Origin of the sequence: Dactylosporangium sp. CA-233914 (assembly GCF_050942935.1) — a bacterium.
Taxonomy (GTDB): Bacteria; Actinomycetota; Actinomycetes; order Mycobacteriales; family Micromonosporaceae; genus Dactylosporangium.
Window position 1 is genome coordinate 5,505,744 of the sequence record NZ_CP192030.1, and the last position, 24,546, is coordinate 5,530,289.

Genomic DNA, 24,546 nt, shown 5'->3' on the forward strand with positions numbered 1-24,546 from the left:
TACCGCAAGCGTGAAGGCATCCGGACGGGACACGGTGGCTCCTCGGCCGGCGGGCAAATCGGGCGCATGCCCTGGCGGTCGGCCGGGTCATGGTCGCGGACCGCCCGCGCGCCGGCTGTGGGCTGGTCCGGCTTGTCGCGTCGCGGAAATGTATATACATTTGGCTGGTGACGAAGGCCGGGCGGATCGAGCGGGCGCTGCGCGAGCGGGTCGCCGCCGCGCTGCCGCACGACCCGGTGCCGTCCGAGGCCGCGTTGTGCGAGGAGTTCGAGGTCAGTCGCATGACCGCGCGCGGGGTGCTGCAGCGGCTCGTCGCCGACGGGCTGGTCTACCGGCAGGTCGGGCGCGGGTCGTTCGTGGCGCCGCCCGCCGTGGTGCGGCGGGCGGACGCGCTCGTGCGGTTCAGCGCCGAGATGCGGCGGCAGGGGCGGCGGCCCTCGTCGCGGGTGCTGTCGGCCGGCCTGCGGCCGGCCCGCGGGGCCGAGGCGGCGCGGCTGGGGGTCGGTGCGGGCGAGGACGTCGTGGCCGTCGAGCGGCTGCGGCTCGCCGACGATGTGCCGGTCGCGCTCGAGCGGGCCGTGTTCCCCGGGCGGCTGCAGGGGCTGCTCGACGCCGACCTGGCCCGCGAGTCGCTGCACGAGGTGCTCGGGCGGCTCGGGCGGGCGCCGGCGCGCGGGCACGCCACGGTCGCGGCGCGGGCGGCCGACGAGACCGAGTGGCGGCTGCTCGACCTGGCGGCCGGGGCCGCGCTGCTCGTCGAATCGCGCGTCATCGTCGACCGGGACGGGCAGGCCGTCGAGTTCACCGAGTCCCGGTATGCCGGCGAGCGCTACGGGCTGCTCGTCGCGTTCACCGTCGAGGAACAGTGAGGTAGGACATGCTCAGCGTCCAGCAGGTTGCCAAGATGATCGACCACTCGTTGCTGCGGCCGGAGCTCACGCTCGACGACGTCGCCGCCGGGTGTGACCTGGCGGTGCGTTACGACGTGGCCTCCGTCTGCGTGAAGCCCTGCGACGTCGCCTTCGCCGCCGCGCGGCTGGCCGGGACCGGCGTGCTGGTCGGGACCGTGGCCGGGTTCCCGCACGGCTCGCACGCCACCCGGGTCAAGGTGGCCGAGACGCTCGCGGCGCTTCGCGACGGCGCGGCCGAGGTGGACATGGTCATCAACATCGGACGGCTGCGCGCGGGGCGCGACGACGAGGTGGCCGCGGACGTCGCGGCCGTGGTCGAGGCGGCGGGCCCGGCCGTGGTCAAGGTCATCCTGGAGACGGCGTACCTCGACGACGACGAGAAACGCCGCGCCTGCGGCATCGCCGAGCGGGCCGGGGCCGGGTTCGTCAAGACGTCGACCGGTTTCGCCGGCGGCGGGGCGACGCTCGCCGACGTGCGGCTCATGCGGGCCAGCGTGCCGGCCCACGTCGGGGTGAAGGCCGCGGGTGGCGTGCGCACCCTGGACGTCCTGCTGTCCATGGTGGACGCCGGGGCGACCAGGTTCGGCGCGACGACGACCGCGGCCATGCTCGACGACCTGGCGGAACGTCACGGCGCTCGGCCCCGGGCTTCCGGCTCGGCGCCCTGACCCGGGTCCGGCCTCAGCGCAGCAGCAGCGCCTCGAGGATGTCGGCCTGCCATCGGGTGTGACGCTGCTCGTCCGTGCCGATCTGGTCGATGAGGCACAGCACGCTGAACCAGTTGAGCGTCGCCCACGCGGCGATCGCCCCGGTCTCCTGCGTCACGCCCGGCCGCAGCGGACCGCGGGAGGCGACCGCCGCGACGAACTTGCGCGTGTCCGTGAGCCGGTCGTCCTCCAGTTGCCGCCAGTGCTCCCCGAGCTTCTCGTCGCCGCTGGCCGCCTCCAGGAACGCCCGCGCGAGCGGGGCGCCGCGCAGCAGCAGCGGCGCGCCGTATCGCGCCATCTCGGCGATCATCGCCCGCTGGTCGTCGAGGGCCACCGCGGTCAGCCACCCGTCGCGGCCGGCGAGCGGAACGGGCTCGTCGTCGCCGGCGAGCGCGCGCTCGAACGCCAGCTTCAGCAACTGCGCCTTCGGTGCCAGGCCGTAGACCGATTCGACCGCCACCTCGGCGGCCGTGGCGATGGCCTGCATCGTCGTGCCGGCGTAGCCGCGCTCCGCGAAGCAGTGCCCGGCCGCCACCAGGATCGCCTCCCGCGTGGCGCGAGCCTGCGCGGCCCGTCGCGGTGAGCGGTACGGGCGGGGCGTTGTCGGCTTCACGTCGAATTCACTCCAGTCTGACTTAAACGAATGCAGGATGGCTACAACGAAATCGTACCGGAGGGAACGAGACCATGGCCGACCCCGGCAACTACCTGCTCATGCACGCCGCCATCCGCCACGAGCTGGCCCGCCTCGCGCGGCACACCGCCGAGCTGCACGCCGGCCGGCGGCACGCCACGGCCGGCTCGGCCACCGCCCTGCGCGAGCACATCGACCTGGTGTTCCAGGTGATCCACCACCACCATGTGGGCGAGGACGACCTGCTGTGGCCGATGCTGGCCGAGGCCGGCGTCACCGAGCTCGACGAGCTGGCCGCCGAGCACGAGCTGCTCGACCCGCTGATGGCGCGCATCAGCGCCGCACTGGACGCGTTCGTGGTGGACAGCGGCGACCGGGCCGCCCGCGCCGAGCTCGCCACCACCGCCGGGGAGCTCGACGCGCTGATGCGCCACCATCTCGAGATCGAGGAGGCCGTCGTCGTCCCGGCGCTCACCGACCTGGTGCCGGACGAGCGGCACGCCCGCATGGAACGCGACATGCGGAAGGGCCAGAAGATGCCGATCGGCTTCATCCTGTCGTGGGTGCGGGAGGCCGACCCGGGCCGCTTCGCCGACCTGCTGCGCCACGGCGGGCTGCCGCTGCGCCTCATCTCGGCCGTGACGTCGCGCCGGCGCTACTTCGACCGGGTGCGCGCCGCTTACGGCGTCGAGGCCGCGGCGCCCGTCGTGGTCGACCTCCGCGCCGAGGTCGAGGTCTTCATCCCCGCCGGCCCGATGGAGGTGTACCGCAGGATCAGTGACCCGATCGCCATGGCGTCCCACTCGCCGGAGTGCTACCGCTGCGCGTGGGTCGACGGCGGACCGGAGCCGCTGCCGGGCGCCCGCTTCCGCGGCTGGAACCGGTTCAAGGGCATGACCTGGGACCGGCTGTGCGAAATCGTCACCGCGCGGCCGGGCGAGGAGTTCGCCTACCGCACGATCCGCACCACGACCCGGCCCGACTCGACCCTGTGGCGCTTCCGGCTGCGCCCGGTCGACGGCGGGACGCTGCTCATCCAGTCGTACGACCTGGCCGCGAGCGCGCCGGTGATGCTCTTCGAGAAGGTCAGCCGCCGCCCGGCGGCGATGCCGCACGCGATGCGCCAGACCCTCGAACGGCTGGCCGCCGACCTGACCCGGGATCCGGCCCCGGTGCCGTGACGCCCACCGCACGGCCGGGTCCCGCAGCGATGCATCCGGCCGGCCCCGGGGAGTCGCGGGGCAACCCGGAGGGCAGCGCCCGGAACAACGGCCCGAGGGTGGGCGAACCGGATGGTTGCGTCGCCGCTCAGTCCTCGCCGAGGGCGGGCATCATCACCACGGACCAGGTGCGCACGGTGACGGCGAGCAGGCCGGCGCGGACGGCCTCGTCGTCCTGCTCGGCGAGGCGCCGGGCGTCGTCGTAGGACGCGGCGGCCAGCACCGTCATGCCGTCGCCCTCGTCGCCGAGGTCGTCGTCGTAGGGCCCCGCGGCGACCAGCGTGCCGTCCTCGGCCCGGCGGTGCAGGAACGCCAGGTGTTGCTCGAAGCCCGGCTGGTCGGTGATGCGGACGCCCGGGGTGGCAGCGGGGCCGGGGCGGTGCTGCAGGACGTACCAGGTGCGCGGTCGAGTCATGCAGACCAGGATCGCACTGCCCGTCCGTCCGGACGAGAAGGACCTGTCCTGCCGGATGAAAACGATCTGCCGGGCCGGATGATGACGAACCGGGTGACGAAGACTTGGCCGGGCGGCGTCAGGAGGGTGGCGGAGCCGTTGACGAGCGGACCACCAGCTCGGTGGCCAGCTCCACGTGCAGCGCGTCGAGCTCGTGCTGCTCCAGCAGGCGGACCAGCAGCGACACCGCCATCCGGCCCATCTCCCGCAGCGGCTGGCGCACCGTGGTCAGGCCGGTCGCCCGGGCCAGGTCGAGGTCGTCGAAGCCGGTGACGGAGAGATCACGCGGTACTGACAAATCGCGCTCCGCGGCCGCACGCAGCGCGCCCACCGCGGCCTTGTCGTTGAAGCACACCAGCGCCGTCGGGCGCTGCGGGGTGTCCAGCAGCTCGCCCGCGGCGCGATGGCCGTGCTCGGTGGTCGGCTCGACACTGCGCAGCAGCTCGCCGCTCTGCAGCACGCCGACGTCGGCGAGGGCGGCGTTGTGCCCGGCGAGGCGGGCGTCGCTGGCCAGCCACTGCGTCGGGCCGCCGATCACGCCGATGCGGCGGTGGCCGAGCTCGACCAGGTGCGCGGTGAGGCGGCGGGCGCCGGCGAAGTGGGCGGCGGAGACCGAGACGATGTCGCGGGGCAGGGTGGTGCGCGGGTCGACGACGACGAACGGCATCCGGCGCCGCTGCAGCTCGACCAGGTCCTCGCCGGGCTCCGGCGGCAGGATCACGATGACGCCGGTGACGTGCTCCCGGCCGTCGAGGTCGGCGAGCAGGGCGGTGTGCTGGGCGGCCTCGCCGGCGGTGAGCACCAGCTGGCGGCCGTGCAGGGTGAGGGTCTCGGCGATCGAGGAGACGATCAGGCCGAAGTAGTCGGTCAGCACGTACGGGCAGCGCACGAACACGGCGCCGCCCTTGGTCTTGCCGCTCAGCCCGATGCGCGCCCGCAGCCGCTCCGCCGCCTCGCGGACCAGCGCCCGGGTGGCCGGCGTGACCGCGTGGTGGTCGTTGAGCGCGCGCGAGACGGTGGCGATCGACATGCCGGTCTCGGCGGCGATGTCGCGCACCGTGACCCGCCGGTGGCCGGCCATCGTTACACCCCCCGTTCCATGATCCAAAGCATAGAGGTTCGTTAAGGACTCTTGACAGTCAATCCCGGCAGCGGTTTCCTGATGCTCTGCGATGTTACAGGATGTTTCATTCGTTACATCGCCGTTGGCGTCCGCACCCGCCACACCGCATGGCCTAGGAGGCCGCATGCACCGCCCCCGCATCAGGCTGCGCACCGGGATCGCCGCGTTCGCGGCGGTCACCCTCGGCGTCGTCGGCTTCATCGCCGCGCCGAACGCGCTCGCCGCCGGCGAGACCGTCAACGTCTGGCTGACCACCACCAGTGACGGCGGCGGCCGCACTGTCACCCGCGGCCTGGCCCAGCAGGCCGCCGTGAGCTTCGGCTCCGGCACCGGCGGCGCCGGGCAGAACATCACCGTCAACGACGCCACCCGCTACCAGACCTTCGCCGGCGGCGGCGCGTCGTTCACCGACACCGCGGCCTGGCTGATGAACAGCTCCGGCGCGTTGTCGGCGAGCACGCGTACGGCCGTCATGCAGAAGCTCTTCGACCCGGTGAACGGCATCGGCCTGAGCTTCCTGCGCAACCCGATGGGCGCCTCGGACCTGGCGCGCTTCGGCTACAGCTACGACGACCGCCCCGCCGGGCAGGCCGACCCCAGCCTGGCGAACTTCAGCATCGCTCACGACCTGGCCGACGTGGTGCCGCTGACCAAGCAGGCCCAGCAGCTCAACCCGCAGCTGACCACCATGGCGAGCCCGTGGACGGCGCCGGGCTGGATGAAGGACAGCGGCAGCCTCAACGGCGGCTGGCTGCAGGCGCAGTACTACGCGGCCTATGCGCAGTACTTCGTCAAGTACGTCCAGGCGTACCAGGCCCAGGGCGTCAAGGTCGACTTCGTGACCCCGCAGAACGAGCCGACCTGCTGCGCCGGGTACCCGTCGATGAGCTGGAACGCCAGCGGGCTGGACTACTTCGTCGGCACCAACCTGCTGCCCGCCTTCCACGCGGCGGGGCTGTCGACCAAGGTGCTCGTGCACGACTGGAACTGGGACGTGTACGACTCCTACGCGGCCCAGTCCGTCAACGACGCGGCCATCCGCAACGACTCCCTCTTCGGTGGCATCGCCTGGCACGGCTACGGCGGGGACGTCACCAAGCAGACGTCGGTGCACAACCAGTATCCGAACGTCAACGCCTACAGCACCGAGCACTCCGGCGGCACCTGGATCGGCAACCAGCAGCAGGAAGACATGCTCAACATGATCGACTACGGCCGGAACTGGAGCAAGAGCTTCACCAAGTGGAGCCTCGCGGTCGACCAGAGCATGGGCCCGCACAACGGCGGCTGCGGCACCTGCACCGGCCTCATCACGGTCCACAATGGAGACTCACGCTCGGGCCAGGTCGATTACACCATCGAGTACTACACGATGGGGCACCTCACCAAGTTCGTGCAGCCCGGCGCGTGGCGCGTGGACTCCACGGCGAACGCGAGCGTGCCGAACATCGCGTACCTCAACACTGACGGCACCCGCGCGCTGATCGCGTACAACAACACCGGCAGCACCCAGCAGGTGACCGTCAACTGGAGCGGCCAGCACTTCACCTACAGCCTGCCGGCCCGGACCTCGGCGACCTTCACCTGGAAGTCCGGCGTCTCCTCCGGTGGCGGCTCCCGGACCGGGCAGATCACCGGCCTCGGTGGCAAGTGCGTCGACGTGGCCGGCGCCGGCTCCGCCAACGGCACGGCCGTGCAGCTGTACACCTGCAACGGCACCGGCGCGCAGCAGTGGACGGTCGGCACCGACGGGACCCTCCGCGCCCTGGGCAAGTGCCTGGACGTGACGGGGGCGAACTCCGCGGACGGGACGAAGGTGCAGCTGTACGACTGCAACGGCTCGGCCGCCCAGACATGGACCGCCAACGCCGACGGCACGCTGCGGGCCCTCGGCAAGTGCCTCGACGCCACCGACAACTCCACGGCGGACGGGGCGCGGCTGCAGATCTGGACCTGTTTCGCGGGCGCGAACCAGCGCTGGACGCTGCCCGCCTGATGAACGCCCGGGTCCCGGACGGCGACGGTGGGGTGGTCGTCCGGGACCCGGTCGCTGCCCGTCATGGTCCTTCACGCCGCGGGCCGGCCACCTCGTGGAGCGCGCCGGTGTCGGTGCAGACGAGCAGCGTCTCGCCGTCCGGGAACCACCACACCCGGTTGATCGACGGCGGGGCCGGCAACTCGTGCACCACCTTGCCCGCGTCGAGGTCCCACAGGCGAATCGCGTCGGGATGGGGGGTCGCGAACCTGCCGTCTCCGGACAGGTCACCGCGCCCGGTGAACTGCTCCGTCTCGATGCGGTCGTGCCGGACACTACCGTCGCTCAGGTCGGTCACGGCGAGCCAGCCCCGGCACGCCTCCACCAGCAGGGACCGGTCCGGGTACAGGTGATGGAGGCGGGCGTAGGACCGCCCGGTGTAGGTCTTCTGGGCGATGCGGCGGCGGGCGACGGTGTCGTACTCGACGGTGTGATGGTCGCCGCGCAGCAGCAGCCGGCGCTCGTCGAGCGGGTCGGCGGCGTAAAGGGTCCAGTCCAGCGGGGAACTGTCCACGGTGGACAACGTCGTGGCGTCGAGCAGGATCAGCTCGCCGAGGCTCCGCCGGGGCGCCTCGGTCGCCACCAGCACCAGGCCGCTGCCGGGAAGGGGCCGGATCAGCGTCACAGCACCCCTCGCCCGAAGCCACCCGCTCTCGGCCGACAGGGTGGCGGTCCTCGCCGGACCGTCGAGCGACCACCGCTGAAGGCTGCCGCCGTAGCTGGTGTAGAGCTCGGCGCCGGTGAGATGGACGGCCCGGCTCGCCCCGCTGCGATCGAACCCGTCGACGACGGCGACCGGCTCGGCCCGGCCGCGGGACCACACGAACACCCAGCGGTCGTCGGCGGCGGTGGCGAAGCGCTCGCCGTCGAAGGAGACGTCCCGCACCGGGCTGTCGTGGCCGGCCGGGTGGTCGCCCTGCCTCGGCAGCAGTTCGACGCGCGCGTGCCAGCCGACCGCCACGAGCCGCGGCGTCACACCCCGGACCTCCACCGTGTGCCACACGGGCCAGCTCTGGCGGACCGTGCCGGACTCCGGGTCCCGGTCGCGGACCTCCCCGTACTGTGCGCAGATCAACCGTTCCCCGGCCAGGCGTACCGAGTCGGTCCGATCCGCGGACCACACCACCTGCCCCGCCACCGGGTCGACGGCGGCGATCACGCTGCGGTCGTGGACGAGGACGAGGCCGCCGGGTGTGATTCCGACAACGGTGGCCTCGACCCTCTCGACGGTGTGCAGCAGTTTCGCCTTCGGCGCGGCCGCCGGTCGCCGGGTGCCGGTCGCCGGCGGCAGCGTCCAGGCGAGGACCCGGTTGCCGGCGCTCGCCACCACGAGATCACCGCGCACCGCGACCGAACCCACCGCGGTCCGGGGACCGGTCAGGACGTGCCGGACAGTGCCGGTCACGGCGTCGACGACCACCACTCTGCCGGTCCGGCCCTGCGCGGCGCCGACGACGACCAGGGCACCGTCGTCGCCGACCGTCAAGCAGGTGGGCCGCGCCGGCAGGTCGACGGGCCGGGCCTGCCAGGTGCCGGTGTCGAGCAGGACGACCGTGGCAGGCTCACCACACCGCATCGCCACCGTGCCGCCACCGGCAGCCAGGCAGGACGGGCCTGCGTCGTCGGCCGGCACGCCGACCGGCACGGTCCGCACCGGCGCCAGGTCGCGGATGCGGTACACGCCGAGCGTCGAGCGGTCATCGGTGAGCGCGGCCACGACCAGATCGCCGACCGGCACGAAACCGATGACCCGATCCCCGCCCACGACCGCGCCGTTGCCGGCGTCCATGGCCTGCAGGACGTCGGTGGGTTCCGCCGACAACAGGCCGCAGAGCAGCAGGGTCCGGCCGTCGTCCGCGAACGCCGACCGGGTGGAGCGGGTCAGAGAACGGAACGCCTCCGAGCCGTAGGTCTGCACCGCGGCAACGCTAACAGCGGCGCGCCACACCGCCCCGCTGACGGCCTGGGTCACGCGCTGGAGCGACCTCGTCGAGTTCGAGGTCGTGCCGGTGGTTGCCTCCGCGGAGGCGTCTCGGCTCGCGCTCGGCTGATCGTTTCGCCTCGTTCTCGTTCTCGTTCTCGTTCTCGTTCTCGTTCTCGTTCTCGCTCTCGCTTGAGAGCGTTGGTTCGCTTGAGGTTTCGCCAGCCCGGCCAGTCCAGCTGCAGTTCCTCGCCGACCCGCAGCGCCGACCAGGCCGCCTCGGCCCGGTGCAGGGCGGCCGCGGCGGTCCGCAACTGATCGAGCGTGAGCGGGTTGCCGGGTGTCGTCGCGGCGAAGCGCGGCAGCTGCGCGTCCGGCACCGCGGCGGCCCGCTCGCACAGGCCGCCGATGATCTCGGCGCGCTGCAGCAGGTCGCGGTGCTCGCGGAGCATGTCCTTGGAGCGCTCGCCCGCGTGCGGCGGCCGGCGCCCTTCGACGTGCCGCATGCTGCGGAAGACGACACCGCCGGCGATAGCGCCCCAGATGCCGTCGGCCATGCCGAGCGCGTCCTCGACGGTGTAGTGGACCAGGTCGTGCGGCGTGGCGGGCCCGGCCGGTCCGGAGTCCAGCCGGTAGACGACGCCGTCGTCGCGCTCCACGACCACGTGCGCGCGCTCGTGGTCGGCAAACCGGATGAACGTGACCCGCATGCTCTCACCTTGATCCGGCCTCGTCGTGTCGAGCAACCGATTAAACGGTTTTCCGCCTTCCCGCGGCCTTCGGCGACCTTTGCCCGCGCGGGTTGGCGGTGGCTCTGCTTCCCGCCTTCCCACGGCCTTCGGGGATCTTTGCCCGCGCGGGTTCCACTTTGTGTGCGGGCTGGCGGTGGCACTGCTCGGCGCTTGGGATAGGTGGTTGCCTGTCCGTGCTGAGGTTCGGCGGCGGCCTGGGTCGGTTGCACGGCGGGATGGGTGGTTGCCTGTTCCGTGCTCGGGTTTGGCGGTGGCCCTGGGCGGCGCTCGCGTTCGGCGGCTGCCTGCGCTGCGCGGTCGTTTCCTTGACCACGCTGCCGCCGGCCGCCGACGCGTTTCGGGTTCTACCTGCGGGCTCCAGCGATTTACCAGGGCGAAATGACGCTGCCGGACCATGGATCGCATGGTCGACGAACGCGCGCAGCTCGAGGTCGCGACGCTGGGGGAGTGCCGGATCGACTCGCCGCTGTCGGCGCTGCTGCGGCGGCAGGGCACCACGCAGCATTATGTCGACGAGGCCGACCGGGTGCTGCTGGACGACACCGTGTCGCTGGTCGCGTCCCGCGGTGTGCCGGTGGCGGAACTGCCCGGGTTCGAGCCCGGCGGCCCGCGCTCGAAGATCTACTTCGACCCGTCGAAGACCCGCGTCGGGATCGTGACCTGCGGCGGTCTGTGCCCGGGCCTCAACGACGTGATCCGGGCGCTGGTCCTCGAACTCACCAACCACTACGGGGTGCGGCGGATCTTCGGGTTCCGCAATGGTTACCAGGGGCTGACGGCGCGCTACGGCCGGCCGGTCGTGGACCTGAACCCCGAGGTGGTGGCGGGCATCAACGAGTACGGGGGAACGATCCTCGGCACGTCCCGCGGCAATCAGGACCCGAACGAGATCGTAGACTGCCTGGAGCAGCTCAGCGTCAACGTGCTGTTCATCATCGGCGGCGACGGCTCGATGCGCGGGGCGCTGCGCATCGCCGAGGTGGTGGCGGAGCGCGGGCTGCGCATCGCCGTGGTCGGAGTGCCCAAGACGATCGACAACGACATCCCGTACATCGAGCGCTCCTTCGGCTTCCAGACCGCCTTCGGCAAGGCGACCGAGGCGATCCGCGCCGCCCACGTCGAGGCGACCGCGTTTCCCAACGGCATCGGCCTGGTCCAGCTGATGGGCCGCCACTCGGGTTTCATCGCCTGCTATGCGGCCCTGGCCAACAACGACGCCGACTACGTACTGATCCCCGAGGTGCCGTTCGCGCTGGACGGCCCAGGCGGCTTCCTGGAGCACCTGCGCCGCCGCGTGGTCGAGCGCGGTCACGCGATGGTCGTCGTCGCGGAGGGCGCCGGCCAGGAGTACCTCTCCGCGCCCGCCCAAGCCGACGTCCCCGCCCGCGCGGATGTCCCCGCCCGCGACGCGTCCGGGACCGGCGCCGCGGCGGGCCGGGACGCCTCGGGCAACGTGCGCCTGCAGGACTTCGGGCGCTACCTACGCGGCCGGATCGCCGAGCACTTCGCCGCCGCCGGGGTCGAGGCGAACCTCAAGTACATCGATCCGAGCTACACCATCCGCAGCGTTCCCGCCGACCCGTACGACAGCGTGTATTGCATCCGGCTCGCCCACGCCGCCGTCCACGCGGCGATGGCCGGGCGCACCGAGATGGTCGTCGGGCGCTGGCGGGGGCGCTTCGTGCATGTGCCCATCGCCCTCGCGATCAGCTCGCGCAACCTCGTCGATCCGGACGGCGACCTGTGGCTGTCCGTCCTCGAGGCTACCGGCCAGCCGCCCGTCTTCGCGTAACCGACGATGCCGCCAGGGCCGCGCGCCGGACGAGGTGCCCGGAAGCGAACGCCAAGGCGAGACCCGGATGCGGCGCTCAGGGAAATCAAGGGCCCGAATCAAGCGCCCGAACCGAACATCCGAACCAAGCCCCGAACCGGACGCCGGAACCAAGCGCCCGAACCAAGAGTCGGAAGCGAACCCCGGACCGCTCCCTCGGGACGCCGAAGGGCCGGACCCAAATCTCGGATCTGCCCCGGGACGCCGAGGCGCTGGATCCGAATCCCGGCCCGCCCGGCCCAGGACGAACCCGGAGCCGGAACCCGGGCCGCCCCAGGACGGGCCCCAAGACGCCGAAGCGCCGGGGACGGCCCGGGGCGGCCCGACAGAGCCGGCCACTCGGAGAAGACAGCGGATCGCTACAGGCGGGCTGAAGCACTAGCGGACGTGCGCACCTCGGCGGCGGCGTTCCGGATTCCTTGACCGTACCATGGCCCCAAAAACGCGCTTCGGAGTGTAATTACGCCGTTGCGCTTCGGCGGGATCGGACGGCGGTGGCCAGGTCGTTCAGCAGGGTTTCGGTTGTGTCCCAGGACATGCAGGCGTCCGTGACGCTCTGGCCGTAGGTCAGGGGCGTTGCGATGTCCTGGCGGCCGGCTACCAGGAAGCTCTCCAGCATGATGCCGGCGATCCCGTCCTGGCCGGCCGCGATCTGCTCCGCCACCTCGCGGGCGACGGACGCCTGGCGGACGTGGTCCTTGCCGCTGTTGCCGTGGCTCGCGTCCACGATCAGTTTGCGGTGCATCTGGGCCTTCTCCAGGCGGGCCAGGGCGTCGGCCACGTCGCCGGGGCCGTAGTTCGGGCCGGAGCGGGCGCCGCGCAGGATGATGTGGCAGTCGGGGTTGCCGGCGGTGGAGACGACGGCGGCGCGGCCGTCCTCGTCGACGCCGAAGAAGACGTGACGGCTCGCGGCGGTGCGGCAGCCGTCGATGGCGACCTGGACGTCGCCGTCGGTGCCGTTCTTGAACCCTACCGGCATCGACAGGCCCGAGGCGAGCTGGCGGTGCACCTGGCTCTCGGGCGTGCGAGCGCCGATCGCGCCCCAGGATACCGCGTCGGCGATGTACTGCGGGCTGGTCGGCTCCAGGAACTCGCAGCCGACGGGCAGGCCGAGGCCGAGCACGTCCAGCAGGAGGGTGCGGGCCAGGCGCAGGCCGCGGGGCACGTCGAAGGTCTCGTCCAGGCCGGGGTCGTTGATGAGGCCCTTCCAGCCGACCGTGGTGCGGGGCTTCTCGAAGTACACCCGCATGACAACGGCGAGGTCGGCGGACAGTCGTTCGGCCGTGGCGGCCAGGCGTTTCGCGTAGTCCACCGCTGCCACCGGATCGTGGACCGAGCACGGGCCGACGACCACGAGCAGGCGGTCGTCGGCACCGGTGACGATGCGGTGCACGTCGTCGCGGCCGCGTTGCACGACGGCGGCGCGCTCGTCGTCCATCGGTAGCTCGGCGGTCAGCTCCCGCGGCGTGAACAGCGGGCGGTAGCCGGTGACGCGGAGGTTGCTGGTTTCCATGACCCGTCTCGATTCCTTCCAGGGAGGCGGGCCCGGTGAACCAGCCCGCCGTCTGACACGACGAAGGGCAGAGACGAAGGTCTCTGCCCTTCGTCTCTGCCCTTGCTGGCTCCGGGTGAACTAGGTCAGCACACGTGACCGCCGGCTCCACCCGGAGCCACGGTAAACGCGCGATAACCCAGCTTCACGCCCAAGAGCCTACCGCACAGGCCCGGTGGCACCCCAGCCCGGGTCCTGTGGCCCTGCCCACGGGGGAGGGCGCGGCCGTACGGTCGGCTCACAGCGATCAAGGAGGCCGAGATGAGCCGGTGGAACGTCGCGGACGTGATGACCTTCGGGGCGGTGTCGGTGCAGGAGGACACCCCGTTCAAGGAGATCGTCGATCTGCTCGAGGCGCACGGGGTCAACGCCGTGCCGGTGGTCGACGGCTCGGACCGGGTGATCGGCGTGGTGTCCTCCGCCGACCTGCTGCCCAAGATCGAGTTCGCGGGCGACGACGAGCGGGCGCACCCGTTCGAGGGGCGCGAGACGCGCCGGGCCCGGGCCAAGGTGCACGCCACCGCGGCCGGCGAGCTGATGAGTGCCCCGGCGATCACGGTCAGCGGACGTGCGTCCCTGCCCAAGGCGGCGCGGATCATGGAGGCGGCCGGGCTCAAGCGGCTGCCGGTCGTGGACTCCGCCGGGCGGCTGGTCGGCATGGTGACCCGCCACGACCTGCTCAAGGTGTTCTTGCGCAGCGACGCCGAGATCCGCCGCGAGATCCTGGAGTTCGTCGACCTGGACCGGTTGCGGGTCGAGGTCGACGACGGCGTGGTGACGCTGCTGGGCGAGGTCGGCCGCGAGGAGGCGATCCCGGTGTTCGTGCGGCGCATCGAGCGGGTCGACGGCGTCGTCGACGTGGTCAACTACCTCAGTGCCGGTCCGCGGGCGAGCGGCGCTGGTCCAGCTCGTGCATGATCCGGTCCGCAGCGGCCTCCAGCGCCGCGATGGTGCCGGCGTCGTAGGCGTCGCGCTCGGCCGCGAGCGCGTAGTGCCTGCCGATGGTGTGACCGTCGCCGGTCTCGAGCGCAACGCCCGCGTACGAGCAAGGTCAGGTACGCGAAACTGCAGCCGCGCAGCCCGGGGTCACCACGCCGGCCCGCCGCTGTCGACCTGCATCACCGACAGCAGCACGGCCCAGTCGCCGAAGCCGGTCCGCAGCTCGCACACCGCGGACGCGCCCGGCCAGAGTACCTCCGCCTCGCCCAGCACGACCTGCGGCAGGGCCACGACCGACGGCTGGGGCAGCAGGCTCTTCACGTTGCCGGCGATGATGTTCATCAGCTCGCCGGCCGCGTCGACGATGTCCTCGAGGCGGACGTTGCCCGGCTGCAGCTCGAGCATCGCCGCGGCCATCGCGGCGGCCGCGTCGAGCCGGCAGCGCAGGACCACGTGGCCGTGCCAGGCGCCGGCGATCGCGACGCCGGCGATGACGTCGAACGGCTGCACGTACGAGGCGGCCGGCAGCGGTTCGGCGGGCGGGGTGCCCCCGAGGTACGCGGTCCACACCTGCCAGACGATGCCCTGCAGGGCATCGGCGGTGACCGACCCGCCGTCGAGTTCAGCCCGCATGGGTCGGCTCCCTTCGCACGGACGCGTCGTCGACGGCTTGTTCGGCAGTCGGCTCATCGGCCCCCGAGCCGCCCGGTTGAGGCTTTGAGTAGGGTTTGACGGCGTAACTTTTCAGGAAGGAGGCGGCCGGTGACCCAGGAGGAGAACGCCTGGCTGCGGCGCAAGGCCGAGGAGCCCGGGCACACGCGGTGGTATGTCCAGCGCTTCCGCGACCTCGCCGCCAAGGGCGAGGACCTGGCCGGCGAGGCGCGGCTGATCGACACGATGGTGCCCCGCGGCGCGCGGATCCTCGACGCCGGCAGCGGCACCGGCCGGGTCGGGGCGTTCCTGGCCGCGGCCGGTCACGAGGTCGTCGGCGTCGACCTGGACCCGGAGCTGGTCGCCGTCGCCGAGCAGGACCACCCGGGCCCGAAATGGCTGGTCGGCGACCTCGCCGAGCTGGACCTGCCCGCCGCCGGGGTGAAGGCCGACTTCGACGCGATCGTCTGCGCCGGCAACGTCATGACCTTCGTCGCGCCCGCCACCCGGGTGGAGATCCTGCGCCGGCTGCGCGCCCACCTCGGCACGGGCGGCCGGCTGGTGACCGGCTTCGGCGCCGGCCGCGGATACGCCTTCGACGACTTCCTCGCCGACGCCGCCGCGGCCGGGCTGCGGGCGGACATGCTGCTGGCCACCTGGGACCTGCGCCCGTTCACCCCCGAGTCGGACTTCCTGGTCGCCGTCTTCAGCTGACTCACGCGAACCGCGCGTCGTCACTCGGGTACCGCGCGTCGCGACCGCCTCGGTTAGCTAGGCTTCCTTCCCCCTGTGGGCGGCCCGTTCCGGGCTGAAAACCGTGGGGCCCTTGCGCGCCGTGGTGGTTGCGGCAACGGTGGTTGATGTCGTCCGCAGACGTCGGCGCTGCTTGGTTCCATCGAGGCCGTTAGCTAGTCGGATGCGGGTGGCCACGCTGATGGGCCCTTCACTGTTGCCTCGAGCACGCGTTCTAGATTCCCCCTTCCACTGTGGCCACCGCGGACGACACCCCCCGCATCGTTCGCGGGTCGAGTGGCAGAGGAGGAGACGTGCTGGAGGAATCGGAAGACAGGCAGGACATCGTCGAGCGGGTCGCCGCGCTGGACATCGGCAAGGCCACGTTGGTGTGTTGCACCCGGGTGCCCAACCCCGACAAGCCGGGGCGGCGCATGCAGGAGGTGACTACCCACCGGACCATGACCCGCGACCTCGGGCGGCTGGCCGCCCGGCTGTACGAGCTGGGCGTGACCCGGGTCGTGATGGAGGCGACCAGCGATTACTGGAAGCCGGTGTTTTACCTGCTGGAGGCGGCCGGGTTCGAGACGTGGCTGGTCAACGCCCACGACGTCAAGCACCTGCCCGGCCGGCCCAAGACCGACCGCATCGACGCGGTCTGGTTGTGCAAGCTCGCCGAGCGGCAGATGCTGCGCCCCAGCTTCGTGCCCCCGGTCGAGATCCGCCGGCTGCGGGACCCGACCCGCTACCGGGTCGACCTGGTCATCACACAGTCGTCGGAGAAGAACCGGGTGGAGAAGCTGCTCGAGGACGCCCAGATCAAGCTCTCCGTGGTGGCCTCGGACATCTTCGGGGTGTCCGGGCGGGCGATGATGGCGGCGCTGATCGCCGGCGAACGCGATCCGATGACCCTCGCACAGTTGGCCAGGGCCACGCTTCGCCGCAAGCTCGACGACCTGCAAGAGGCGCTGACCGGCCGATTCGATCAGCATCACGCGTTCCTGCTGGCAAAGATGCTGGGCCGTATCGACGCCATCCAGACCGACATCGACGACGTGGACGCTCAGATCGAGGTCCACATCGCCCCTTTCGCCCACACGGCGGCGAGGCTTGAGCAGATCCCCGGCATCGGCCGGGTCGCCGCCCGCGCGATCATCGCCGAGATCGGGGTGGACATGACCCGATTCCCGACCGCCGCACACCTGTCGTCCTGGGCCCGGTTCTCGCCCAAGGTCAAAGAGTCCGCCGGCCGCACGAAAGGCACCAGCGCCACCGGGCACGGCAACCCCTACCTGTCCCGAACCCTCGGCCACGTCGCCGCCAGCGCCGGCCGGACCCAGACATTCCTCGGCGAACGGTTCCGGCGCATCCGCCGACGGCGCGGGCCACAACGGGCCATCGTCGCGGTCGGCCGCTCCGCGCTCGTCATCCTCTGGCACCTGCTGTCCAACCCCGAAGCCACCTACCAGGACCTCGGCGTCACGTTCTACGACACCCGCATCAACCCCGAACGCCGAGCCCGGCACCACATCCGCCAACTCCAAGCGCTCGGCTTCGACGTCACCGCCACCCGCGCCCTGCCCACCGCCGCATAACCGACACACAACCCGCCAGTAACAAGACCCGTCCCGCTCCGCTGCGCTACGCGGGACCGCTACCGCGCGTCCGGGTTGCTGTGGTTTTCGTACTAGCTGCGCGAGCTGGCCGTCGGCGGCACCGCCGTGGTGCCGGGCGCGGTCTTCGCCGACCCGGCCCGCTGGCGTACCACCGTCGCCCAGGCCAACGCCGGCGTCCAGGTCAGCCAGTCGGCCGGCCGCCTGCGCCTCACCGACGTGCGGCCCCGCTCGTCGCGGCCGGTCGACAGCCGCGTCTACGTGGTGGACACCCCGGTGCCGCTGCCCGCCCTGGTGGCCGGCGGCCTGCCCGGCGGGGACGGCCACGACCAGCCCGTCGCCGGGATTTTCGGGGTGTCGGTACCGCTGGTGCCCCGCCCCCGCGCGCTGGTGCCCCGGGGCGGCGGCGCCGGTGTCCTCGTCGACCTCGAGTACGCGTCGCGGATCGCCGCCGTGGCCGTCGGCGCCCTCCCCACCGCCGAGCGCCCCGAGGTGTGGCTGTCGGCGAGCGCCGGCGACGCCGTCGTCGCCCGTCTCCGCGCGGCCGGCCTCGACATCACCGGCAGCGACAGCGTCACCGCGGCCACCGCCCGCGCGGACCGCCTGGCCCCGGCCGTGACGCTGCTCGGCGGCCTCGCGGGCGCCGCCGTGGTGGTGCTGCTGGCCGCCGTCGCCGCGTTCGTCGTCGCCGCCGTCGACCGCCGCGACCGCGACGCGGAGCTGCGGGCCCTGCGCCGCCAGGGCGTCGCCGAGCGCACCGTGCGGCGGGTCGGGCGCCGCGCCGCCCTCGCCCCCGTGGTCGTCGCCGTGCTGCTCGGCACGGCCGCCGCGCTGCTGCTGCGGCTGCTGACCCCGTCGCCGGTGCGCGCGTTCACGGATCCGTGGCCGGTGCCGGCACATGCCGTACAACCGCTGGGTCTGGCTCTTGCCGGCCTCGCCGCGCTCGGCGTCTTCGGGGCTGTCGCCCTGGTGCGGGCGGGCCGCCGATGACCGCCCTCGTCCTGGCGATGCTGCGCTCGCGGCCGGCCCGGGCCGTCACCGTCGCGCTGCTCACCGCCCTCGCCACGGCCGCTGCCGTCGCCGCGCCCGTCTACGTCGAGCGCACCGACCGGCGCATCGTGGCCACCGAGGTCGCCGAGGCGGGTCTCAAGGAGCGCAACATCCTGGTGAGCGGCACCGTCGAGGCGGCCGGCGACGGCTCGATCCCGCCGACGTTCGAGCGTCTCGCGTCCGGCTGGCTCGACGCGCCCGGCTACACCGCGGTCTTCTCCGCGCAGTTCGCCGCCCAGCCGGCCGACCGGCCGGTCGCCGACCCCGAGCAGCTCAGCCGGGTCGTCTACCGGGAGGGCCTGTGCGGGCACGTCGTGGTCGTCGCCGGCCGCTGCCTGATGGGCACCGGCGACGCGGTCCTCGGCGTGAACGCGGCCGAGCACCTCAAGCTCGCGCCCGGCGACGCGGTCTCGCTGACCGGGTCGATGTTCGACTCCACCAACAACCGCTACCTCGCCTACGGGGCGCCGTCGCCGCTGACCGTCGTCGGGATCGTCCGCCCGCGGGACGGGACCGAGCCGTACTGGGGCTCCGGGGGCGCGCTGACCGGCGGGAAGGGGCCGGCGTTCGCGGTGGACCGGCGTACCCTCGCGACCTTCTCGCGGCCGGCGGACCTGCAGACGTACGACGCGTATCCGCGGCCCGGTGCCATCGGCGTGGAGCACCTGGGCGAGCTGCGCGGCTGGCTGGACGAGTCCGACCGGCGCTCCAACGGCACCGCGCGGCTCACCACGGACCTCGGCGCGCTGCTCGACCGGATCGACGAGCGGCGGGCCGAGGTACGCCGGACCGTGCCGTTCGCCGTCGCCCCGGTTCTCGTCCTGGCCTGGGCCGTCATCATCCTGGCCGTCGCGGCCGCCACCCGGGCGCGCCGCTTCGAGCACGGGGTCGTCGCACTGCGCGGGGTCGCCCGCCCCGGCCGCTGGTGGCTGGCGACGGGGGAGACCCTGATCCCGATGCTCGCCGGCGCCGGCGCCGGGTTCAGCGCCGCCGGCGGCTGGGCCACGCCCGGCGCCCCGCTCTACGCGGCCGTGGCCGTCGTCGGGGCGCTGGTGGCCGGGGTGGTCGTCGGCATCCGTACGGTGTCCGGGCCCGTCGCCGCCCTCCTGCGGCGGGTCGATGTCCGCGGCGGGCGCTGGGGGACCCGGATCGCCCTCTTCGTGGCCGTCGCCGCGGCGGCGGCCACGTTCCAGGTCCGCGGATCGGGCGGTGGCGTGGCGGGTCTGGCGCCCGCGCTGGTGCTGCTCGCGGCCGCCCTGCTGACCGCCGTCGCCGGGCCGCCGCTCGCCGGCCGGCTCGGGGCGTTCGCGCTGCGCCGGGGCGGCTCACGGGCGGGCTCGCCGGGCTGTGGCTGGCCCGGCGGCCGTCCGCGGCGCGGCTGCTCGCGGTGCTCGTCGTCGCGCTGGCGTCGCTGGCCTTCGCGGCGGCGGCGACCGCGACCGCACAGGTGCGTCAGCAGGAGCGGGCCGAGGCCGAGACCGGGGCTTCGACGGTACTGTCAGTGGGCGCGGCCAGCCGCCGCCAGCTCCTCGACGCGGTGCGGGCCGCCGATCCCGATGCCCGATACGCGATGGCGGTCGTAGCGCTGCCCGGAATGCTGGCCGTCGACTCCGCACGCCTGGCCGCCACGGCGCTGTGGCCCGGCGCACCCGCCGGCGTGGCCTCCCTGCTGCACCCCGCCTCCGCCGGCTCCGCGCCGACCGTCACGGGCACCAGCCTCAGCCTCGACATCACCGTCACCCGCCTGGACCGGCCCGACGACGCGCTGTCGGCGGTCGTGGCCCCGCTCAACGGCGCCGCCAGCGCCCGGTGGAGTTCGGGGCGCTGGTCGCCGGGCCGCACATCTACACGGCGGCGGTTCCGTGCGCGGACGGCTGCCGGCTGGCGCAGCTGTCGGTCCGGCCGGCCCCGTACGACGGACCGGCCCTGGAGCTGACCGTCCACAATGCACCGTCCACGACGTGGCAGGCCCCGGCGGGCGCCACCGTGACCGCGCAGGGCCCGGATCTGGTGCTGAAGCTGCCGCCCGGCTCGGCTTCGGGCACCGGTGTCCTGCGCCCCGACGACGGACCCGCCGTCCTGCCCGTGGTGTCGACCGGGCCGCTGCCGCCGGACGGCCAGCTCAACGGCTTCGACAAGCAGCGCCCGCTGCCCGCCCGCGTGGTCGCCACCGTGCCCTCGCTGCCGCGCCTGGGCACCACCGGGATGCTGGTCGACCTCGAGTACGCGGACCGGCTCGCGGTCGGCAGCAGCGCGGCGGGCGCCGAGGTCTGGCTGTCGGCGGACGCCCCGCAGTCCGTGGTGGACACTATCGCCGCGAAGGGCGTGACGATCGACGCCCGGCGCACGGTCGCCGACGCCCGTACGGCGCTGGCCAACGAGGGCAGCGCGCTGGGCCTGCGCTTCTACCTGGTGGCCGGCGTCCTGGCCATCGTGCTGGCGGCCGCGGCCCTGCTCAGCGGCACGGTGGAGGCCACGACCGGCGACCTGGCAGCCCTGCGCACGCAGGGCCTGGCCGCCCGCCGCACCCGCCTGGTCGAGCCCCTGGCCGCCGTCCTGCTGGTGGCGTTCGCGGGGGTCATCGCGATCCCGGCCGGCGCGGCGGCCTGGGCCGCGGCGGCCCCTCCCGAGCTGCGGGGCGTGCCACCGCTGGGACCGCCGGCCCTGTCCCTGGCGGCGGCGTTGACGGTCCTCGCCGTGGTCGCGGTGCTGACCACCGTGCGTCCGCGTCGCTGACCAGCTTTTGGGTCCGGCCCGTTTCCGTGATCCTGGCTATTGGTGCGGGAACTCGGCAAGCTCTCGCACGGCCGTCTCCAAGGCCTTGTCGACCCTTTGATCGATCATGCGCTGGTAGGCGGGATCACCGGCTGCGGCAGTCCGGCGGATGCCCTGGGCGGAGGCGCTGACTCGTTCGCGCACGATCTGCACGAACGGCCCGAGGGGGCCGTCCCAACCGTAGGTGTCGAGGAACAGCCGTAGCCTGCTGGGTCGCTGTGCGAACTCGGTGAATCCTTCCGCCGCCACGACGTGGCGAGCATGCAGCGGCACCCAGGCGAAGGCCGTGAAGGCCAGATCCCACTCGGGGGTGACCGGTGCGGCGAAGTCCCAGTCGAAGAAGCCCGCCAGCTGCCCGTCCGCCCAAGCCGCATTGTAGGGCGCGGCATCGTTGTGCCCGATGATCATTCCGGGCCGCCAGGTCCCGCCCTCACGCCAGATCGCATCGCCGGCCGGCGTGAAGCCCGCCATGGCGCTGTGCAGTTCCCGAAGCCAGCCGGCGACCTGGTGCAGCGCCTGGTCGCTGTGGACCCAGCCCGGCCACGGTCGTGTGTCGCCCACGACGTTTCCGGGCAGGAACGACAGGACTTCCCGGCCTTGGTCGTCGAAGCCGAGCGCCCGGGGTGCCCTGCCGAAGCCGACGGTTTCCAGGTGCCGCAGCACCGCGTGCACCGACGGTGTCCACGCTCCGGGCGTGCGCCGGACGGTGTCGCCGATCCGGACCGCTCCACCGGTGTTGCCCCCGGCGAGCCGCTGCTCCGCATTCACGCCCTCATTTTGATCCGGTTGACGGCTCAGTGGTACCGCGCCCCTGGGCGGGCATGTCGGCGAAGCCGCGAACGAGGTAGTTGTGGGCACTGATCGCGGCGAGCGCGGCCGCGTCGCTGTCGGCAAGGCTGCCGGGTTCGCTCGGATGAATGGTGTGTCGGCCCCGGCCCAGGTGTCCGGCGATTCGCCGGATACTCACGCCCTCCGCAAGCGGGTTATGTCGCAGTCGATGAGGACCGTGCCGTAGACGTGGCCGCGTTCGAGGGTGTGGTCGTCCACCCCGAGGACCTGGGTCGGCGGCACCCTCGGGTCCGGTAGGGCCGTAGCATCCTCCGCGGCGGCGGGCTACGACGGACATGTCGAACGGTCAACCCGTCGGCCTGCTCGACGAAGGTCCGTGCCCGCGCACGAGTTGTTCTCGCAGCAGAAGCGCCGAACCCTGACCCTGACCCTCACTACGGGCGTCCACTGGCAGCCTTCGGTGCGGCGTCCGCGAGAAGGCTGTCATCTCGACCCGCTCGATCTTGGCCCCAGCCCGGTGAGGTGGCAGCGCAGCGCGGCCGTGTTCACCGGGCCGCTTCGCCCGGTGGCTTTGTCGAAGGCTCAGGAGCGCTGGAGGATGAACTTGTGGATTCTGGCCGCGGTCTCGGGCAGCGGGTCGGCGCCGTCCACGACCAGGTCCGCCAGCTGGCGGCAGGGGGCGACCCAGCGGGCCTGGGCCTCGCGGCCGCCCTCCAGGTAGGCGCGCAGCACCGAGCGCGGGTCGTCCTGGCTCAGGGCGCGGCGGGCCAGGCTGATGTCCAGGGGCGTGTCGACGTAGACCGTCCAGCGGGCCGCCCAGCGGATCGGGTTCAGGGCCAGCGGGAAGACGCCCTCGATCACCACCATCGCGGCCTCCTCGTGCTCGTCCAGCTCGAGCTGCAGGGCCGGCAGGTCGACGCAGTGCTGGTCCTCGCCCGCGCTGTCGGCCAGGCCCACCACCGGGGCGTCCACCAGCTCGGCCACGGCGGCGGCGATACTGCTCTTGCCCGACCCCGCCGGGCCGCCGATGACCAGCAGGGGCGGCAACACGCGCATCACGAGCCGTGACCCTACCGTGTGGCGGCCCGCCGCACGACCCCGTTACCGGGCCGGGCCCACCGCTACAACCTGCGATGCGTCGTAGGCGCGGAGGACCTTCTGCAGCGCGGACGCCACCGCCTGGGCCTCGGTGCGGGTCATCTGCCCGGTGAAGTGACGCTCGATGCCGGCCACGTACGTGGGGGCGGCGGCCTTCAGGCGGGCGCGGCCGGCCGGGGTCAGCCTGGCGAAGGCTGAGCGCTTGTCGTCGGGGTTGGCGCAGCGCTCGACCAGGCCGGCCCGGGTGAGCTCGTCGACGACGCGGCTCACCCGGCTGCGGCTCACGACCGCGGCGGCGCCCAGGGCGGACATGGTCAGGCGGCGGCCGGGGGCGGCGTTGAGCTCCAGCAGCACGTCGTACCACGTCAGGGGGAGGCCGTGGGTGGCCTGCAGCTCCTGGTCGAGCAGCGGGGTCAGGGCCGCGTGCACGCGCAGCAGCGCCGCCCAGGCGGCCGTGGAGTCCATGGTCACACCGTACCAGTCTTGTGCGCGCGCACGCACTTGCGCTACAAAAGTGCGTGCGCACGCACACAGAGTAGGAGAGAGACATGGCAAAGCTGCTGCACATCTCGGCGTCGCCGCGCGGGGAGCGGTCGGAGTCGCTGGCGCTCGCGCGCACGTTCCTGGAGGTGTACCGGGAGCTGCATCCCGGCGACGAGGTCGAGGAGTGGGACCTGTGGGACGGGTCGCTGCCCGAGTTCGGGCCGGCGGCCGTGGCCGCGAAGATGGACGTGTTCGCGGGGCTCGAGCCCAGTGGCGCGGGCGTCGCGGCCTGGGAGGCGGCCGCGGCGGCGTTCCGGCGGTTCGCCGGCGCCGACAAGTACCTCTTCTCGGTGCCGATGTGGAACGCCGGGATCCCGTACGTTCTCAAGCAGTTCATCGACGTGGTCAGCCAGCCCGGCATGGTCTTCGGCTTCGACCCGGAGCTCGGCTACCGCGGGCTGGTCACCGGCCGCAAGGCCGCCGTGCTCTATACCGGCGCCGTCTACGGCGAGGGGCGCGGGCCCGCCTTCGGCGCCGACTTCCAGGCCCCGTTCTTCGACGGGTGGCTACGCTGGGCCGGCATCACCGACATCGCCTCGGTCGAGTTCCGGCCGAACCTGGCCACCACCGAGGTCGAGGCCCGGCGCGCCCGTGCCCACGCCGACGCGGTCGAGGCGGCGAAGATTTTCTAGCGGCAGGTAGCAGTCCCGTCGATGTCAAGGCGTTGTGACGGTGTGACGTTCGAGGAGTTCGTGACCGCGCGGCTCGGCGCCCTGGTGCGCTACGCCGCCGTGGTCACCTGGGACCCCGACCTCGCCGAGGACATCGTGCAGAACGTGCTGGTGCGGGCGCAGGCGCGCTGGGGGCGGATCGCGCGGCTGGACGCGCCGGAGCGATCCGTCCACCGCATGGTCGTCAACGAGTTCCTCTCGTGGCGCCGGCGGCGGGCGTCCCGCACCGTCCACGTCGGCGAGGGGCTGGAGGGGCTGCTGGCCCCGCAGTGCGACCCGACCGGCCGCTACGACGACCGCGACGCCGTCATCCGGGCGATCGGCGCGCTGCCGGCCCGGCAGAAGGCGGTGATCCCGCTGCACTTCTAGGCGGACCTGTCTTGTCAAGCATAGTTACTCTACCTATGAGAATGCCCTCAAAGACTTGACGTGAATTCTCCATCACGCCAGTGGTAGGCATCTCGGCAGACATTGATCACTGCGAGCTGCACGTTCGTGGGTAGCGGGCTGGCGATGACCATGGTGAACGGATTCTAATTGCTGGC

Annotated in this window: 23 protein-coding genes; 14 read left to right on the forward strand and 9 right to left on the reverse strand. The window is 72.7% G+C overall.

Features of this window, described 5'->3' with window-relative positions:
• Positions 1-167 precede the first annotated feature (167 nt).
• Positions 168-869 (forward strand): GntR family transcriptional regulator, encoded by a 702-nt coding sequence (locus tag ACQPY0_RS24360; RefSeq protein WP_432992931.1) that lies wholly within the window; start codon positions 168-170, stop codon positions 867-869.
• An 8-nt stretch (positions 870-877) separates the two neighbouring features.
• A complete protein-coding gene (gene deoC, locus ACQPY0_RS24365; RefSeq protein ID WP_432992934.1) occupies positions 878-1,579 on the forward strand; it encodes a deoxyribose-phosphate aldolase in 702 nt (233 codons plus the stop codon).
• A 13-nt stretch (positions 1,580-1,592) separates the two neighbouring features.
• Here the strand turns inward: deoC and ACQPY0_RS24370 are convergent, their stop codons facing one another.
• Positions 1,593-2,231, reverse strand: coding sequence for a TetR/AcrR family transcriptional regulator (locus ACQPY0_RS24370; RefSeq protein WP_432992937.1), 639 nt, complete (start codon positions 2,229-2,231; stop codon positions 1,593-1,595).
• A gap of 74 nt (positions 2,232-2,305) precedes the next feature.
• Here ACQPY0_RS24370 and ACQPY0_RS24375 point away from each other — a divergent pair, with 74 nt between their 5' ends.
• Positions 2,306-3,433: a hemerythrin domain-containing protein gene (locus tag ACQPY0_RS24375; protein ID WP_432992940.1), complete on the forward strand. Its 1,128-nt coding sequence runs from the start codon at positions 2,306-2,308 to the stop codon at positions 3,431-3,433.
• Positions 3,434-3,560: 127 nt separating this feature from the next.
• On the opposite strand, the gene ACQPY0_RS24380 is transcribed toward ACQPY0_RS24375, so the two are convergent.
• Together ACQPY0_RS24380 and ACQPY0_RS24385 are read right to left on the reverse strand one after the other, a co-directional pair.
• A complete protein-coding gene (locus ACQPY0_RS24380) occupies positions 3,561-3,887 on the reverse strand; it encodes a YciI family protein (protein ID WP_432992943.1) in 327 nt (108 codons plus the stop codon).
• Positions 3,888-4,005: 118 nt separating this feature from the next.
• A complete protein-coding gene (locus ACQPY0_RS24385; RefSeq protein ID WP_432992946.1) occupies positions 4,006-5,007 on the reverse strand; it encodes a LacI family DNA-binding transcriptional regulator in 1,002 nt (333 codons plus the stop codon).
• A 166-nt stretch (positions 5,008-5,173) separates the two neighbouring features.
• Here ACQPY0_RS24385 and ACQPY0_RS24390 point away from each other — a divergent pair, with 166 nt between their 5' ends.
• A complete protein-coding gene (locus ACQPY0_RS24390) occupies positions 5,174-7,045 on the forward strand; it encodes a ricin-type beta-trefoil lectin domain protein (RefSeq protein ID WP_432992949.1) in 1,872 nt (623 codons plus the stop codon).
• Positions 7,046-7,106: 61 nt separating this feature from the next.
• Here ACQPY0_RS24390 and ACQPY0_RS24395 read toward each other — a convergent pair whose 3' ends face one another.
• The gene (locus ACQPY0_RS24395; protein WP_432992952.1) at positions 7,107-9,056 is read right to left on the reverse strand and encodes a WD40 repeat domain-containing protein; all 1,950 of its coding nucleotides are present in this window, start codon (positions 9,054-9,056) and stop codon (positions 7,107-7,109) included.
• Here ACQPY0_RS24395 and ACQPY0_RS24400 point away from each other — a divergent pair.
• Together ACQPY0_RS24400 and ACQPY0_RS24405 are read left to right on the forward strand one after the other, a co-directional pair.
• A complete protein-coding gene (locus tag ACQPY0_RS24400; protein WP_432995374.1) occupies positions 9,040-9,135 on the forward strand; it encodes a DUF3303 domain-containing protein in 96 nt (31 codons plus the stop codon). The genes ACQPY0_RS24395 and ACQPY0_RS24400 overlap by 17 nt on opposite strands.
• A gap of 1,025 nt (positions 9,136-10,160) precedes the next feature.
• The gene (locus tag ACQPY0_RS24405) at positions 10,161-11,549 is read left to right on the forward strand and encodes an ATP-dependent 6-phosphofructokinase (RefSeq protein WP_432992955.1); all 1,389 of its coding nucleotides are present in this window, start codon (positions 10,161-10,163) and stop codon (positions 11,547-11,549) included.
• Between the two features lie 499 nt (positions 11,550-12,048).
• On the opposite strand, the gene ACQPY0_RS24410 is transcribed toward ACQPY0_RS24405, so the two are convergent.
• Entirely contained in the window at positions 12,049-13,101 is a 1,053-nt protein-coding gene (locus tag ACQPY0_RS24410; RefSeq protein ID WP_432992958.1) for a 3-deoxy-7-phosphoheptulonate synthase, read from the reverse strand.
• Between the two features lie 300 nt (positions 13,102-13,401).
• Here ACQPY0_RS24410 and ACQPY0_RS24415 point away from each other — a divergent pair, with 300 nt between their 5' ends.
• Complete coding sequence (locus tag ACQPY0_RS24415; RefSeq protein WP_432992961.1) at positions 13,402-14,058, forward strand: CBS domain-containing protein; 657 nt, start codon at positions 13,402-13,404, stop codon at positions 14,056-14,058.
• A 168-nt stretch (positions 14,059-14,226) separates the two neighbouring features.
• Here ACQPY0_RS24415 and ACQPY0_RS24420 read toward each other — a convergent pair whose 3' ends face one another.
• Entirely contained in the window at positions 14,227-14,712 is a 486-nt protein-coding gene (locus ACQPY0_RS24420) for a chemotaxis protein CheX (protein ID WP_432992964.1), read from the reverse strand.
• A 129-nt stretch (positions 14,713-14,841) separates the two neighbouring features.
• Between ACQPY0_RS24420 and ACQPY0_RS24425 the strand changes: the two genes are divergently transcribed.
• The 5 genes from ACQPY0_RS24425 (at position 14,842) to ACQPY0_RS24445 (ending at position 20,861) form a co-directional block, all read left to right on the forward strand.
• Positions 14,842-15,444, forward strand: a complete 603-nt coding sequence (locus ACQPY0_RS24425; protein WP_432992967.1) for a class I SAM-dependent methyltransferase — start codon at positions 14,842-14,844, stop codon at positions 15,442-15,444.
• Between the two features lie 332 nt (positions 15,445-15,776).
• The gene (locus ACQPY0_RS24430; protein WP_432992970.1) at positions 15,777-17,057 is read left to right on the forward strand and encodes an IS110 family transposase; all 1,281 of its coding nucleotides are present in this window, start codon (positions 15,777-15,779) and stop codon (positions 17,055-17,057) included.
• 126 nt (positions 17,058-17,183) lie between these two features.
• A complete protein-coding gene (locus ACQPY0_RS24435; protein WP_432992973.1) occupies positions 17,184-18,065 on the forward strand; it encodes a hypothetical protein in 882 nt (293 codons plus the stop codon).
• On the forward strand, positions 18,062-19,708 hold the full coding sequence (locus tag ACQPY0_RS24440; RefSeq protein ID WP_432992976.1) for a hypothetical protein: 1,647 nt from the start codon (positions 18,062-18,064) through the stop codon (positions 19,706-19,708). Before ACQPY0_RS24435 ends, ACQPY0_RS24440 begins: the two co-directional genes overlap by 4 nt.
• A 226-nt stretch (positions 19,709-19,934) precedes the next feature.
• Complete coding sequence (locus ACQPY0_RS24445) at positions 19,935-20,861, forward strand: hypothetical protein (protein WP_432992978.1); 927 nt, start codon at positions 19,935-19,937, stop codon at positions 20,859-20,861.
• 36 nt (positions 20,862-20,897) lie between these two features.
• Here ACQPY0_RS24445 and ACQPY0_RS24450 read toward each other — a convergent pair whose 3' ends face one another.
• The 3 genes from ACQPY0_RS24450 to ACQPY0_RS24460 form a co-directional block, all read right to left on the reverse strand.
• A complete protein-coding gene (locus tag ACQPY0_RS24450) occupies positions 20,898-21,668 on the reverse strand; it encodes a phosphotransferase (RefSeq protein WP_432992981.1) in 771 nt (256 codons plus the stop codon).
• A 603-nt stretch (positions 21,669-22,271) separates the two neighbouring features.
• Entirely contained in the window at positions 22,272-22,748 is a 477-nt protein-coding gene (locus ACQPY0_RS24455; protein WP_432992984.1) for a hypothetical protein, read from the reverse strand.
• A gap of 42 nt (positions 22,749-22,790) precedes the next feature.
• Positions 22,791-23,252, reverse strand: a complete 462-nt coding sequence (locus ACQPY0_RS24460; protein ID WP_432992987.1) for a MarR family winged helix-turn-helix transcriptional regulator — start codon at positions 23,250-23,252, stop codon at positions 22,791-22,793.
• Positions 23,253-23,335: 83 nt separating this feature from the next.
• Between ACQPY0_RS24460 and ACQPY0_RS24465 the strand changes: the two genes are divergently transcribed.
• Complete coding sequence (locus ACQPY0_RS24465) at positions 23,336-23,962, forward strand: FMN-dependent NADH-azoreductase (protein WP_432992990.1); 627 nt, start codon at positions 23,336-23,338, stop codon at positions 23,960-23,962.
• Between the two features lie 42 nt (positions 23,963-24,004).
• On the forward strand, positions 24,005-24,370 hold the full coding sequence (locus tag ACQPY0_RS24470) for a SigE family RNA polymerase sigma factor (RefSeq protein WP_432992993.1): 366 nt from the start codon (positions 24,005-24,007) through the stop codon (positions 24,368-24,370).
• Positions 24,371-24,546 lie beyond the last annotated feature (176 nt).

Coding starts and splice junctions, on each gene's coding strand:
- ACQPY0_RS24460 (WP_432992987.1), bottom strand. CDS start 23,252: ATGGACTCCACGGCCGCCTGGGCGGCGCTGCTGCGCGTGCACGCGGCC.
- ACQPY0_RS24380 (WP_432992943.1), bottom strand. CDS start 3,887: ATGACTCGACCGCGCACCTGGTACGTCCTGCAGCACCGCCCCGGCCCC.
- deoC (WP_432992934.1), top strand. CDS start 878: ATGCTCAGCGTCCAGCAGGTTGCCAAGATGATCGACCACTCGTTGCTG.
- ACQPY0_RS24440 (WP_432992976.1), top strand. CDS start 18,062: ATGACCGCCCTCGTCCTGGCGATGCTGCGCTCGCGGCCGGCCCGGGCC.
- ACQPY0_RS24420 (WP_432992964.1), bottom strand. CDS start 14,712: ATGCGGGCTGAACTCGACGGCGGGTCGGTCACCGCCGATGCCCTGCAG.
- ACQPY0_RS24375 (WP_432992940.1), top strand. CDS start 2,306: ATGGCCGACCCCGGCAACTACCTGCTCATGCACGCCGCCATCCGCCAC.
- ACQPY0_RS24465 (WP_432992990.1), top strand. CDS start 23,336: ATGGCAAAGCTGCTGCACATCTCGGCGTCGCCGCGCGGGGAGCGGTCG.
- ACQPY0_RS24390 (WP_432992949.1), top strand. CDS start 5,174: ATGCACCGCCCCCGCATCAGGCTGCGCACCGGGATCGCCGCGTTCGCG.
- ACQPY0_RS24405 (WP_432992955.1), top strand. CDS start 10,161: ATGGTCGACGAACGCGCGCAGCTCGAGGTCGCGACGCTGGGGGAGTGC.
- ACQPY0_RS24415 (WP_432992961.1), top strand. CDS start 13,402: ATGAGCCGGTGGAACGTCGCGGACGTGATGACCTTCGGGGCGGTGTCG.
- ACQPY0_RS24410 (WP_432992958.1), bottom strand. CDS start 13,101: ATGGAAACCAGCAACCTCCGCGTCACCGGCTACCGCCCGCTGTTCACG.
- ACQPY0_RS24385 (WP_432992946.1), bottom strand. CDS start 5,007: ATGGCCGGCCACCGGCGGGTCACGGTGCGCGACATCGCCGCCGAGACC.